At 66.8% G+C, this 12093-nt stretch carries 13 protein-coding genes; 7 read left to right on the forward strand and 6 right to left on the reverse strand.

The window, feature by feature from the left end; translation table 11 throughout:
* The coding region (locus NQJ30_RS09680; RefSeq protein ID WP_255769819.1) for a hypothetical protein at positions 1 to 308 on the forward strand (308 nt) is incomplete at its 5' end.
* On the forward strand, positions 296 to 1678 hold the full coding sequence (locus NQJ30_RS09685) for a hypothetical protein (protein WP_255769708.1): 1383 nt from the start codon (positions 296 to 298) through the stop codon (positions 1676 to 1678). The genes NQJ30_RS09680 and NQJ30_RS09685, both read left to right, overlap by 13 nt.
* A 66-nt stretch (positions 1679 to 1744) precedes the next feature.
* On the opposite strand, the gene NQJ30_RS09690 is transcribed toward NQJ30_RS09685, so the two are convergent.
* On the reverse strand, positions 1745 to 2173 hold the full coding sequence (locus NQJ30_RS09690) for a phage holin family protein (RefSeq protein ID WP_255769709.1): 429 nt from the start codon (positions 2171 to 2173) through the stop codon (positions 1745 to 1747).
* A gap of 82 nt (positions 2174 to 2255) precedes the next feature.
* On the opposite strand from NQJ30_RS09690, the gene NQJ30_RS09695 reads away from it, so the two are divergent.
* The 5 genes from NQJ30_RS09695 (at position 2256) to NQJ30_RS09715 (ending at position 7956) form a co-directional block, all read left to right on the forward strand.
* The gene (locus NQJ30_RS09695; RefSeq protein ID WP_255769710.1) at positions 2256 to 3374 is read left to right on the forward strand and encodes a histidinol-phosphate transaminase; all 1119 of its coding nucleotides are present in this window, start codon (positions 2256 to 2258) and stop codon (positions 3372 to 3374) included.
* 149 nt (positions 3375 to 3523) lie between these two features.
* Complete coding sequence (pdhA, locus tag NQJ30_RS09700; RefSeq protein WP_255769711.1) at positions 3524 to 4819, forward strand: pyruvate dehydrogenase (acetyl-transferring) E1 component subunit alpha; 1296 nt, start codon at positions 3524 to 3526, stop codon at positions 4817 to 4819.
* The gene (locus NQJ30_RS09705) at positions 4819 to 5799 is read left to right on the forward strand and encodes an alpha-ketoacid dehydrogenase subunit beta (RefSeq protein WP_255769712.1); all 981 of its coding nucleotides are present in this window, start codon (positions 4819 to 4821) and stop codon (positions 5797 to 5799) included. The genes pdhA and NQJ30_RS09705 overlap by 1 nt, the downstream gene beginning before the upstream one ends.
* Before the next feature lie 53 nt (positions 5800 to 5852).
* A complete protein-coding gene (locus NQJ30_RS09710; protein WP_255769713.1) occupies positions 5853 to 7334 on the forward strand; it encodes a dihydrolipoamide acetyltransferase family protein in 1482 nt (493 codons plus the stop codon).
* Entirely contained in the window at positions 7327 to 7956 is a 630-nt protein-coding gene (locus tag NQJ30_RS09715) for a phosphatase PAP2 family protein (protein ID WP_255769714.1), read from the forward strand. Before NQJ30_RS09710 ends, NQJ30_RS09715 begins: the two co-directional genes overlap by 8 nt.
* A 10-nt stretch (positions 7957 to 7966) precedes the next feature.
* Here the strand turns inward: NQJ30_RS09715 and NQJ30_RS09720 are convergent, their stop codons facing one another.
* The 5 genes from NQJ30_RS09720 to NQJ30_RS09740 all read right to left on the reverse strand — a co-directional run bounded on the left by NQJ30_RS09720 (position 7967) and on the right by NQJ30_RS09740 (position 11986).
* A complete protein-coding gene (locus tag NQJ30_RS09720) occupies positions 7967 to 8314 on the reverse strand; it encodes a hypothetical protein (protein WP_255769715.1) in 348 nt (115 codons plus the stop codon).
* A 153-nt stretch (positions 8315 to 8467) separates the two neighbouring features.
* Positions 8468 to 8896 carry a universal stress protein gene (locus NQJ30_RS09725; protein WP_255769716.1) on the reverse strand — a complete coding sequence of 143 codons (429 nt, stop codon included), beginning with the start codon at positions 8894 to 8896 and terminating at the stop codon, positions 8468 to 8470.
* Between the two features lie 51 nt (positions 8897 to 8947).
* On the reverse strand, positions 8948 to 10252 hold the full coding sequence (locus NQJ30_RS09730) for an aminotransferase-like domain-containing protein (RefSeq protein WP_255769717.1): 1305 nt from the start codon (positions 10250 to 10252) through the stop codon (positions 8948 to 8950).
* 63 nt (positions 10253 to 10315) lie between these two features.
* Positions 10316 to 11164: a GerMN domain-containing protein gene (locus tag NQJ30_RS09735; protein WP_255769718.1), complete on the reverse strand. Its 849-nt coding sequence runs from the start codon at positions 11162 to 11164 to the stop codon at positions 10316 to 10318.
* A gap of 252 nt (positions 11165 to 11416) precedes the next feature.
* Positions 11417 to 11986, reverse strand: coding sequence for an NAD(P)H-dependent oxidoreductase (locus tag NQJ30_RS09740; protein WP_255769719.1), 570 nt, complete (start codon positions 11984 to 11986; stop codon positions 11417 to 11419).
* Between the last annotated feature and the right edge of the window lie 107 nt (positions 11987 to 12093).

Genomic DNA, 12093 nt, shown 5'->3' on the forward strand with positions numbered 1-12093 from the left:
TCATCGCTGATCTGCCGGCGCAACTGCGGCACGGTTATGAGGTTCAGGAGCTGGCAGCCCGCGTTGCCGCGTGCTCGGACCGGGTGGGCCGGGTTCTTGCCGGCTTCCGGGAAATCCAGCTGCTGGAGTGGCAGTCACCGGCCGGGCGGGCCTACCGCGATTCAGTTGCCCTCCAAGAGGTCCAGCTGGGCAGGGCGCGGGGGGTGATTGAGGACGCCCTGACGGCGGTGCACCGCTACGCGCAGGAAGTTGCCTCCGCTCCGGCCTCCCCGGTGGTTCCGGCGGGACAGTTCCCATGGCCGAGGTAACCCCGTCCGGTAGCGGTGGACCGCTCCGGCTGTCCGGCCCCGCCTTGGACGGCGGCATGCAAATCCGGGGCGGCATTGGCGGCATCACCTTCCAGCTGGAGGAACTCGTGGGCGGCGCGGAGAAGCTGGACCTTCTGGCGGATGAGCTGACGGCGGTGGAAACCGTGGTGCAGCGGATCCAGAACAATCTGGGGCCCTACCGCCTTGACCAGGCGGTCGCATGGACGGAGGCCATGTCCTCGCTGACCCGGTCCTGTGCCGGCATCCGGACCGTCCGCACAGAGCTGCAGGCAATCAGCAGCCAGGTCCGCGACAGTAAACGGGACTACGAGGCTGCGGAGGCGGTGACCGGCCTCTTTGCGAACATGGGCATTCCGTCGCTCGCTGACTTTGAGCATGTCCGCCTGGACGATCCTCTGTGGCCGGACCTTCGCGGCACGGATCTGGTGCTGCGCAACGTGGTGAAAGCCAAACGCGAAATCCTGGGCATCGCGGAAGCCGCCTTTCCCGCGCTGAAACCCCGCCGCATCGTGGTGGACCGGAAGGAGAGCCTGCCCGTTGACTTCGATGGATCCCCGGCTGCCCTCCTTGAAAGAGCGCGGATCGTCGATGCGAGGGGCCCCGGCTACATGGAAGTCATCGAAACGGTTTCGGACGGACAAAAGGCCTACGTTGTGGTCATCCCGGGCACCCAGGCCGGTGGTGATATCGGAGGAGCGAACCCGTTCGATGTGGCAGGCATCGCCGAAGCCGTGGGGCATGGATCCGCCGAGGTAAACATTGCCGTGCGGGCCGCGCTGCAGGACGCCGGGGCGGAGCGCGGTGCAGCGGTGGTGGCGGTCGGATACAGCCAGGGCGGGATCCATGCCATGAACCTGGCGGCCGACCCCCTGTTCCGTTCTGAGTACGACATGAAGTACGTACTCACGGCGGGGTCACCGGTTGGCGGCATTGACGTGCCCGGGGATGTCAGCGCCCTGCATTTTGAGCATCGCCAGGACGCGGTGCCCGGAGCGGACGGAACAGCCAACCCGGACGCCCGCAACAGGGTAACCGTGACGCTTCTGGACCAGGTGAGAACGCCGGACGGTGAGGATGTTGGCCTCGGCCCGGGTCATCGGCTCGCCAATTACCAGGAAGCGGCCCGGCTGGCCTCAGCCAGTGACGACCCCACCCTGAGTCATTCAACAGCTGTCCTTGCCGGGGTCCTGGGGGCAGGCGGCACCGCGACGGCCACCCGCTACGCCATGACCCGGACCCCCGCCGAAAAATTGAGTGCGCCCGGTCCACGGCTGCAGCCCGCCCAAGCCCCCTCTTCGCCGAAGTCAGAATCGGACCGCCAGGCTGCAACAGGAAGGATGCAAGGTTGAGGCGCCGCCGCACGCGGGACGGCGGACGGTCGGCCGGGGAAAGGGGCCTGCGCATCAGCGCAGGCGCTAACCCCTGCGGCCGCCCGGGACCCTGCCCGCCACCAGGGAGATTAGCGTGATGATGATGGCCGCGAGGACGGCCGTCCAGAAGAACGAGTCGATGGTGAAATGCACGGGCGTGTAACTGCTGAGCCAGGACGTCAGGTACAGCATGGCGGCGTTGATGACAATCGTAAAAAGGCCCAGTGTGAGGATGGTGATGGGCAGGGACAGGAGGCTGACCAGCGGACGCACAAACGCGTTCACCACACCGAAGATCAGTCCGATAAACAGGTAGGCCAGGATGATGCCGATGGTCTCCGTGCCCTGCGTTACTCCCGATTTGGCCACAGCCTCGGTAGTGGCAGAAGTGGAGATATCGAGGCCCGGCAATATCCAGCTGGCAATCCAAAGGGCCAGCCCGTTGATCAGGACCCGAACAATGAAGGAGCGCATGCCTTCATGCTGTCACACCGTCCATTGAGCACGGTGGCGCAGGCCGGCGCCGCCCCGCTGTGCGAGAAGTAGGCTAGTTTGCATGACGTCATCAGAGATCCTGCCCGGGGAGATCCGGCCACGCCCCGTGGTGGGCCGGCTTCCCCGCTACGCCGCAGGAAAGCCCCCCGCCGCCGTGGCAGGGCTGGCCAGCTACAAACTCTCCTCCAACGAGAACCCGCTCCCGCCGCTCCCGGCAGTGCTGGCAGCCATCGCCAACCAGGCGGACTTCAACCGTTACCCGGACCCCCTCAGCAGCAAACTGCGCGGCGCGCTCGCCGAGTTCCTGGACGTCCCCGCGGAGGACATTGTCACCGGCGCCGGAAGCCTGGGTGCCCTCAACCAGCTTCTGTCCACCTTCGCCGGGCAGAACGACGACGGCAAAGCCGACGAAGTCATCTACGCGTGGCGCTCCTTCGAGGCCTACCCCATCAGTGTTGGCCTGGCGGGCGCGGAAAGCGTCCGGATTCCCCTGCTGGCGGACGGCCGGCATGACCTCGCGGCCATGGCCGCCGCCGTCACCGTCCGCACCAGGGTCATCCTGCTCTGCACGCCGAATAACCCGACCGGCCCCATCCTGACCGCCGCCGAAACCGAACGGTTCATCCAGGCTGTCCCGGCGGACATCGTGGTGGTCATCGATGAGGCCTACCTGGAGTTCGTCCGCGCCGATGATGCGGTGGACGGCATCGCCCTGTACCGGAAATACCCCAATGTGGTGGTGCTCCGGACGTTCTCCAAGGCCCACGGACTCGCCGGCCTGAGGGTGGGGTACAGCGTCTCCCACCCGGCCCTGACCCAGTACCTGCGGGTTGCGGCCACGCCGTTCTCCGTGTCACAGATCGCCGAACAGGCGGCAATCGTTTCCCTTCAGAATTACCCCCAGGTTGTAGAAAGGGTACAAAGCATCGTGGACGAACGGGACCGGGTCACCGCCGGGCTGCGGGCGCTGGGTTGGTTTGTTCCCGAAGCGCAGGGCAATTTTGTGTGGCTGGATCTGGGCGACAACAGTGCGGACTTCGCCGAGTTGGCGGGAGAGCAGGCGCTGTCGGTGCGTGCATTTGGCGACGAGGGTGTCCGGGTCAGCATCGGCGAACCGGAAGCGAACAGCCGGTTTCTGACGCTCTGTGCGAACTATACAAAGCCGCCACGGCGTTCCTAGCGCTTAACGTGCGCTTGGACCAGGACCTACTAAAGATAAAGTAAGGACCAGTAAGCCAATATATATGCCGCTAAAGGAATGCATGCCTTTAGCGGCATATATCCCAGCGACATTGCAACGCATCCGGATGCGGCAAGCGAGGAGACGGTATGGGCGCCACACATTTGCCCTCCACCGAGTTCGACGGTACAGCGGTAGACGACCAGCTCGAGGCCGAAGCAGAGGCCCGCCTGGGGGCCCCCGCCGAGCCCATGGTGCAACTGTTGGCGCCCGACGGGACACTGGGCACCGACCCGGTTTTCTCAACATATGCAGACCGGCTGGATGCGGAACAGCTCCGTGGCTTTTACGCCGATATGGCCAAGATCCGCCGGTTTGACGTTGAGGCAACTGCCCTTCAACGCCAAGGCCGGCTGGCGCTCTGGGTCCCGCTCACCGGGCAGGAAGCGGCGCAAATCGGCTCGGGCCGCGCCAGCCAGCCGCAGGACTACATCTTCCCCACGTACCGCGAACACGGTGTGGCCCTGACGCGCAATGTGGACCTCGCCGAGCTCCTCCGCCAGTTCGGCGGCGTGTCCAACGGCGGCTGGAACCCCAAGGACACCAATTTCCACCTCTACACCCTTGTCCTCGCCGCACAGACGCCGCACGCCGTCGGCTACGCGATGGGCATCCAGCGCGACCAGAAACTGGCGGCCGCGGAGGCGGACCGCCCCGCGGAGCCGAAGGCAGCCGTGATGGTGTATTTCGGCGACGGGGCAAGTTCGGAAGGCGACGTCCACGAGTCCATGGTGTTCGCCTCCTCCTATGACGCACCCGTGGTGTTCTTCTGCCAGAACAATCACTGGGCCATCTCCGTCCCCAGCTCGGTGCAGACCCGCATTCCGCTGTCCAACCGCGCCAAAGGCTACGGCTTTCCGGGCATCCGTGTGGACGGCAACGATGTCATTGCCGTCCACGCCGTCACCGAATGGGCCCTGGAGCGGGCGCGGGAGGGCCACGGCCCGGTGCTGATCGAGGCCTTTACCTACCGGGTCGGCGCGCACACAACGGCCGATGACCCCACGAAGTACCGGGAATCCTCCGAGGAATCCCTGTGGCGGGCCAAGGACCCGCTGGACCGCCTCGAAAAGTACCTCCGCACCCAAGGACTTGCCGATGACGCATTCTTCGCGCAGGTCAAGGCCGATGGCGACGAACTCGCCGCCTATGTCCGCAAAACAACCCACGATCTCCAGACCCCGGATATCCGGACCGCTTTCGCCAACACCTACGTCGAGGCCCACCCTCTGGTAGCGGAGGAGCTGGCCTGGTTCGAGGAGTACAGCGCCGGCTTCGTCGACGAAGCGGAAGGCGGCCACCCGGAAGGCGGCCACCCGGAAGGCAGCCACCCGGAGGGCGCCGGCACGGAAGACGACGAAGCAGCGACAGGAGTGGCCCGCTGATGACCACCATGACCATAGCCAAGGCCATCAACGAGGGCCTGCGCGCCACCTTGGACAATAACCCCCGTTCGCTGCTCATGGGCGAGGACATCGGAGCCCTGGGCGGCGTTTACCGCGTCACCGACGGCCTGCTGGCAGAGTTCGGTGCGGACCGGGTGGTGGACACCCCGCTGGCCGAGTCCGGCATCATCGGCACCGCAATCGGCCTGGCCCTGCGCGGCTACCTGCCCGTCTGCGAGATCCAGTTCGACGGCTTTGTGTTCCCGGGCTTCAACCAGATCACCACGCAGCTGGCCAAGATGCACTCCCGCAGCAGCGGCAACCTCACCGTGCCCGTGGTCATCCGTATCCCCTACGGCGGCGGCATTGGGTCCATTGAGCACCATTCGGAATCACCGGAGGCGCTCTTCGCCCACACGCCGGGGTTGCGCATCATCACGCCGTCGAACGCCCATGACGCCTACTGGATGATCCGGCAGGCCGTCGAGTGCCAGGACCCCGTGATCTTTTTCGAACCGAAGCGCCGCTACTGGCTCAAGGGCGAGGTGGACACGGAATCCCCCGGGGGATCTGCCGACCCGTTCAAGGCACACGTGCTGCGGGAAGGCACCGACGCCACGGTGGTGGCGTACGGCCCCCTGGTGCCGGTAGCCCTCGCCGCTGCCGACGCCGCAGCTGAAGACGGGCACAGCATCGAGGTCATCGACCTGCGCTCGATTTCCCCAATCGACTTCGACACCGTCACCGCCTCCGCCAAGAAGACCGGCCGGCTCGTCGTCGCTCACGAGGCCCCGACCTTCGGCGGCATCGGCGGCGAAATCGCCGCCCGGATCAGCGAACGCGCCTTCCTCTCGCTGGAGGCACCCGTGATCCGTGTCGGCGGCTTCCATATGCCCTACCCGGTGGCCAAGGTCGAGGAGGACTACCTTCCCGGCATCGACCGGATCCTCGAGGCGCTGGACCGCGCCTTGGCCTACTAGGCACCCTGCCCCGCCTGCGCCCCGCCGCAAAACCCGTCGCAAAAGAGGACCCCATGACTCTCAACAAGTTCAACCTGCCCGACGTGGGCGAAGGCCTCACCGAGGCGGAAATCGTGGCGTGGAAGGTCAAGCCCGGAGACAGTGTTGCCGTCAACGACGTCCTGTGCGAGATCGAGACCGCCAAGTCACTCGTCGAGCTGCCGTCCCCCTTCGCCGGCACCGTCACCGAACTGCTGGTCCCCGAGGGAGTGACCATCGACGTCGGCACTGCCATCATCAGCGTCTCGGATGCCGTCGTCGGTGACCCCACGCCCGCCGATGTTCCCGCTCCGGTCCAGCCGCTCTACGGCAAGCTTCCAACGCACGACGACGACACCTCCGCGGGTGCCCCGGCGGGCGGTCCGCTGGTGGGGTCGGGTCCCAAGGCGGACGCCGTCAAGCGGCGCCCGCGGAAGGCCTCGCCCGCCCTGGGCAGCCTGACGGTCAATGCCCCGGAGATCGAGCCTGTACAGCCCCACTCGCTGGCCGAAGTCACTGCAGCGCGGCAGTCCGCTGCGGGGGCAACCCGGCTCCCCGGAAGGGCCGTCGTCGTCGATACCCGGCCCACTCTCGGCGGCACCATTACCGGCCTGGTTAACCGCGTCCTGGCCAAGCCGCCGGTACGCAAAATTGCCCGCGACCTGGGAATCGACCTCGCCGACGTGGTGGCCACGGGCTTCCGGGGCGAAGTCACGCGCGAGGACCTGGTCAGCTACCAGGCCCAGCGCGATGCCGAGCATGACAAGGCGGACGGCTTCTGGGGCACGGCGGGCAAGCCGCAGGACCAGCGGATCGAACGTATCCCCGTCAAGGGGGTCCGCAAGGCAACGGCCAAGGCCATGGTGGAGTCGGCCTTCGCAGCGCCGCACGTGAGCATCTTCGTTGACGTGGACGCCAGCCGCACCATGGAATTCGTCAAGCGGCTGAAGGCCTCACGCGACTTCGAGGGGATCAAAGTTTCGCCGCTGCTGATCCTGGCCAAGGCCGTCATCTGGGCCGCCGCCCGGAACCCCAGCGTCAACGCCACCTGGGTGGACAACGTGGACGGGACGGACACCGCTGAAATCCAGGTCAAGCACTACATGAACCTCGGCATCGCTGCGGCCACCCCGCGCGGGCTGATGGTGCCGAACATCAAGGACGCCCAGGACCTTTCGCTCAAGGAACTGGCCCTGGCGCTGAACAACCTGGCAACCACCGCCCGTGCGGGCAAGACGCAGCCCGCCGAAATGCAGGGCGGAACGCTGACCATCACCAACATCGGTGCACTCGGGATCGACACCGGGACGCCCATCATCAACCCCGGCGAAGTGGCCATCGTGGCTTTCGGAACCATCAAGCAGAAGCCGTGGGTCCTGGAGGGCGAGGTCATTCCGCGCTGGATCACCACACTCGGCGGTTCCTTCGACCACCGGGTGGTGGACGGCGACCTGTCGGCCCGCTTCATGGCCGACGTCGCCGCGATCCTCGAGGAGCCGGCGCTGCTGCTTGACTAGGGATTCCAGGGCTGCGGACCCGGCCGCGGTCCGCGCCAGGAACCGGGCCGCCAGGTGGGTGACTGAGGCGTTCCAGCCGCCGGTGGTGGTGACGCTGCAATTGCTCCTCAGCCCCGTGATTGAGCCGGGTTTCCCGGGAACCGTGGGCTACGGCGCACTTGCTGCGCTGTTTGTCTGTGTGCTGCCCCTGTGCGTGCTGCTCATCCTGGTACGGCTGGGCAAGGTCACGGACCACCACGTCAGTGACCGCCGCCAGCGTGCGCCCGTGCTGCTCATGGCGCTGGCTTCCGTCATCGCCGGGTTGGTGGTGTTGACTGCTGTCGGGTCGCCGCGCAGCGTCGTGGTCATGGTCCTCGGCATCGTGGCCGGCATCGTGATGCTGGCCGCCGTCAGCCCGTTCTGGAAAATCAGCGGGCACGCGGCCGCCGTGTCATCGGCGGCAATCATCACCGTGCTCATGCTCGGCCCGGCCTGGCTGCCGCTCCTGGTGCTGATTCCGGCTGTTGGCTGGTCCAGGGTGGTCCTGCGCGCCCACACACTCGCGCAGGTGGTGGCGGGCTCCCTGTTCGGCGGCCTGGTAATGGCCGGACTGTGGGTGCTCCTGCGGGGCTGGCTCCTCTAGCCGCCGGCCGTCAGAATCCGTAAGCGGAGTACGCCGTGAGCATCTCGAGCAATTCGGGGGTGCCCGCCCACGTTTCGTGCAGGGCCGCGGATGCTCCGAAGAGCAGGCCGCCGAGGACCACGGCGACGGTGGAGATGCCGGCGAAGAACTTCCAGTCCCCGCGCAGGACGCTCCGGAGGGTTTCCGGCAGGCGGAGGTCCGGCGAGATGAGATTGGGGGCGGTGTCTACGGACCCGTCATCCAGGAGCGCAATAACCCGGCCCTTGCCATGGTCCACGCGCATGGAACAGATGTGGTTGCCGTGGCGGGCCAGGAGGATGTCGTGGCCAACGAGCTGGCGGCGCTGGAGAGTAGGCAAGGGGGCCCCTTTGGCAGAAGTGGAGAGAAATTGTCCGCTCCGTTGGGGGCCCTTCCATTTTATCGTCCAATGCCGGCCGAAACCGGCCCTCAGGGGGTGAGAACGGACACCATGCACGGGCGCTGTGGCCGGTGCATGGTGTCCGGCTGCCCGTCAGTCGGCGTCGTAGGTGTTGGCGATGTAGACGTCGCAGGTTGCGTTGTGCGCCACGCTGTTGGCGACGCTGCCCAGCACGCGGCCGATGCCGCGCATCCGGCGGTTTCCCACCACGATCATCCGGGCGCCCAGGCGTTCGGCCTCATTGATCAGGGCTTCTGCCGGCTTGCCGCGGGCGGCCGAGTAGGTCACCGCGACGCTGCCGGCGAGGGCCTCTGCCACTGTTTTGGCCACCTGCTCGGCGCCGTCGGCGTCCGATACGATCCACCGGTCGCTGCCGGAACCGAAAACTTCAGTGCGGTCGCTGTCGAAGGCTGAGACAACGTGCAGCGAGGCGCCCGTGGCGACGGCAAGATCCCGCGCCGATTCGGCCGCTTTCTTCGCCGTTCCGCTGCCGTCAACCCCCACAACAATAATTCCGCTCATGCTTTGCACTCCTTGTTCGAGATGAAGTTGGCCTACTCAGTCCGGCCTACGTTACAACGCCGCGAGGCTTTCCCGCAGTACCCCGGCCAGCCGCCGGACACCCTCGTCAATTGCCGGCGGGGGGACCGCGCTGAAGGCCAGCCGCAGCCTGTTGGAGGGTCCATCGGACGGGGTGAAGGCTGCGCCCGGGATGAACACGACGCCGGCCTCGATGGCCTGCTTCAGCAAGGGGTAGGTGTCCACGCCTTCCGGCAGCGTCACCCATACGAAGAAGCCTCCCTCGGGACTGGTCCAGCTGGCGCCCGGGGGCATGTGCGTTTCGAGTGCCGTGAGCATCGCCGCGCACCGTTCGGCATAGATGCCGCGGTAGGTTTCGATCTGGCCCTTCCAGTCGTAGTCCCGCAGGTAGGCGGACACCAGCATCTGATTCAGCGCAGGCGGGCACAGGGTAACGGACTCCGAGGCCAGGTAGTAGCGCCGCTGGAGGTGTTCGGGAACCAGGGCCCAGCCAATGCGCAGGCCCGGGGCAAAGATCTTGGAAAAGGACCCGAGATAGATCACGTCCGCCGGATTGGCGGCGCGGAGGGGTTCCAGGGGCCGGCCCTGGTACCGGAGGAGCCCGTAGGGGTTGTCCTCCAGCACCAGAATATTCGCTTTGCGGCATATGTCGACGATGCGCTGCCTGCGTTCGGCAGCCAGCGTAATTCCGGACGGATTATTGAAGTTGGGGATGGTGTAGAGGAGCTTGATGCTTTTCCCGGCGGCCTGGAGTGCGGCGATCCTGGCCTCCAGCAGTTCAGGCACCAGGCCGTCGTCGTCCATCTCAACGGTGGCGACCTCCACCTGGTAGGCCTCAAAGGTATTCAGGGCCCCCACGTAGGTGGGATTCTCCACCAGCACCACGTCGCCGGGATTGCAGAAGACCTTGGTGGCCACGTCCTGGGCGGACTGGGAACCGGCCGTGATCACCACGTTCTGCGGAAGGGCGTCCAAGATTCCTTCCTCGGCCATGACCTCGCAGATCTGGGTGCGCAACTCCTCAGTGCCTTGGCCGCCGCCGTACTGCAGGGCCGTCAGGCCGTCCTTGGCGATGATATCGGCGGCAGTGGCGGCCAGGCGTTCCAGCGGGAGGGACTGCAGGTAGGGGCTGCCTCCGGCGAGGGACACCAGCCCCGGGCGCAGGGAGATGTCGAAGACATCGCGGACAGCGGACTGCTTTATGTTGGCCGCGCGCTGGGAGAAGAGAGCCTCATGCGGGTGGGCCGAGCGGTGCGCGGACGTGGCCGCGCGCTCGATGGCGTCAATGGCTTCGGCTGGAAGCGGCGCTGCTGCAGCGTCAAGCGTTTCGTGGGTCACCCCCTCAGGATACAGCCGCAGGTTGCTAATAAGGCAACATCTGTTGCATGAATCCCGACGGCGTCACTTGAGGCTAAGCGCTTGGGCCAGTCCCACACCATTGACGTAGATGTCCGCGCGGGAGGCGCCCGCTGAGGTCACCGCTGTCTGCGTGAGCTGGGCCTCCACCCGGGGAATATCGCAGACACCGCCCGGGCGGAGTGCACCGGAGAGGTAGACGGTCACGGTATTGCCATCGAACGTGCCGGACAGGAATGTCAGCGACGAGGCCGACAACGCGTTGTACAGTCCGGGCGCAGGCTCCGCGGACCCGTCCAGCAGGGCGGTCATGGCGGACTGCAGCGGTTCGGCCGGGACGGCACTGGACCGGCGGACCCCCGCCAGGCTGTCATTGCACCCGAACCGCACACCCCTCGCGCCGCCGTCGTCAATCAGGACGTAGTACGCCATGACGGACTTGGTGGCAGGCGGCTGGGCAGACGGGCCCCCGGATGGCGCCGCCGGCGCCGCCGCGGAGACTTCAGGTGCGGGCGACGGCCGCGGCGCCCCCGAGAGGTTCGTGGAGGGCGGGACCCCCGACGCCGACGCTCCCGTGGCATCAGGGGGCGCAGCGGACTGGTTCGCGGCAGACTGTGGTGCGGCAGGTCCCGCAGCCTGGACCGTGGGTGGCGCAGCGGGCGGAGCGGGTGCCTGCGGCCGGGGGAGCGGAACGGGAGCTGCGCCGGGCATCTCGGTGGGTTCAACCGCGGTGGCACCTGCAGGGACGCCGCTGCCGGAGCCGGCGGGGGCAGAGCCGGGTGAAGCGGGGCGGGCGGCGCAGGAGCCGAGCCATAGCGGTAACGTCAGCGCCGCCGTCGTCGCCACAAGCCCCCCGGTCCGCCAGATGCCTGCCATGTCCCTGCGCGTTCCCATCGCCCTCCACGCCGCGCAATTGCCCGCTGCATTTCGGTCTCTTGCCCGCTGCCTATCGTGCAATTAACGGTACGGGGGCCGGCGGCCCTTGAGAATGCGTGCCCGGTACCGGTTGGGCCAAGAGTTGGTCACGCAAGGTGCGGGCGGATGCCGGTGCGGTAACAAAACCGCCTCGGGCAGACGAATGCCCCGGGCACCTCGCGGTGTCCGGGGCATTCGGATGGCTAATCGCCGGCGCGGGCCGCGGTGGCCTTAGGCTGCGCTCTGCGCGGCAGTCCGGGCGGCGCTGATTGCGTCGAAGACACCCTTGATCTGCTCGACAACCTCGGCGTCGTCCTTCGGGTGCAGTTCGGCGAAGCGGACCATCGAACCGGGAACAGCCAGCTTGGCGTCCTCGAGGACGTTGGCGCCGGCGATGCCGACGGCCTTGCGGGCCTCGTCCTGGGCCCAGACGCCGCCGTACTGGCCAAACGCGGTACCGACGACGGCGGTGGGCTTGCCGCTGAGGGCGCCGGCACCGAAGGGACGGGACAGCCAGTCGATGGCGTTCTTGAGCGGGGCGGGAACGGTGCCGTTGTACTCCGGGGTGACCAGGAGGACGGTGTCGGCTTCGTTGGCGGCGGCACGCAGTGCGGCTGCGGCGGCGGGAACCTGGCCCTCGACGTCGATGTCCTCGTTGTAGAACGGAATGTTGCCCAGGCTCTCGTGGATGACAACGTCAACCTGCTCGGGGGCGTTGAGCTTGATGGCTTCGGCGAGCTGGGCGTTGGTGGAGCCGGCACGCAGGCTGCCAACAAGGGTAAGGACGGTGTTCTTCGACATACGAACTCCTGTAAATCGGGCCGGGGCGGCCGCTGGAAAAATGGAGGCTGGGGTTGCCTTCATGGACTAAACGGACCACGGTCCGATTAATATTCCCGGCAGCTAGG

Source organism: Pseudarthrobacter sulfonivorans (assembly GCF_024391045.1).
GTDB classification, from domain to species: domain Bacteria; phylum Actinomycetota; class Actinomycetes; order Actinomycetales; family Micrococcaceae; genus Arthrobacter; species Arthrobacter sulfonivorans_B.

What these genes read in the sequence shown, in the direction of transcription:
- NQJ30_RS09685 (WP_255769708.1), top strand. Translation starts at nt 296, where the DNA reads ATGGCCGAGGTAACCCCGTCCGGTAGCGGTGGACCGCTCCGGCTGTCC.
- NQJ30_RS09690 (WP_255769709.1), bottom strand. Translation starts at nt 2,173, where the DNA reads ATGCGCTCCTTCATTGTTCGGGTCCTGATCAACGGGCTGGCCCTTTGG.
- NQJ30_RS09695 (WP_255769710.1), top strand. Translation starts at nt 2,256, where the DNA reads ATGACGTCATCAGAGATCCTGCCCGGGGAGATCCGGCCACGCCCCGTG.
- pdhA (WP_255769711.1), top strand. Translation starts at nt 3,524, where the DNA reads ATGGGCGCCACACATTTGCCCTCCACCGAGTTCGACGGTACAGCGGTA.
- NQJ30_RS09705 (WP_255769712.1), top strand. Translation starts at nt 4,819, where the DNA reads ATGACCACCATGACCATAGCCAAGGCCATCAACGAGGGCCTGCGCGCC.
- NQJ30_RS09710 (WP_255769713.1), top strand. Translation starts at nt 5,853, where the DNA reads ATGACTCTCAACAAGTTCAACCTGCCCGACGTGGGCGAAGGCCTCACC.
- NQJ30_RS09725 (WP_255769716.1), bottom strand. Translation starts at nt 8,896, where the DNA reads ATGAGCGGAATTATTGTTGTGGGGGTTGACGGCAGCGGAACGGCGAAG.
- NQJ30_RS09735 (WP_255769718.1), bottom strand. Translation starts at nt 11,164, where the DNA reads ATGGGAACGCGCAGGGACATGGCAGGCATCTGGCGGACCGGGGGGCTT.
- NQJ30_RS09740 (WP_255769719.1), bottom strand. Translation starts at nt 11,986, where the DNA reads ATGTCGAAGAACACCGTCCTTACCCTTGTTGGCAGCCTGCGTGCCGGC.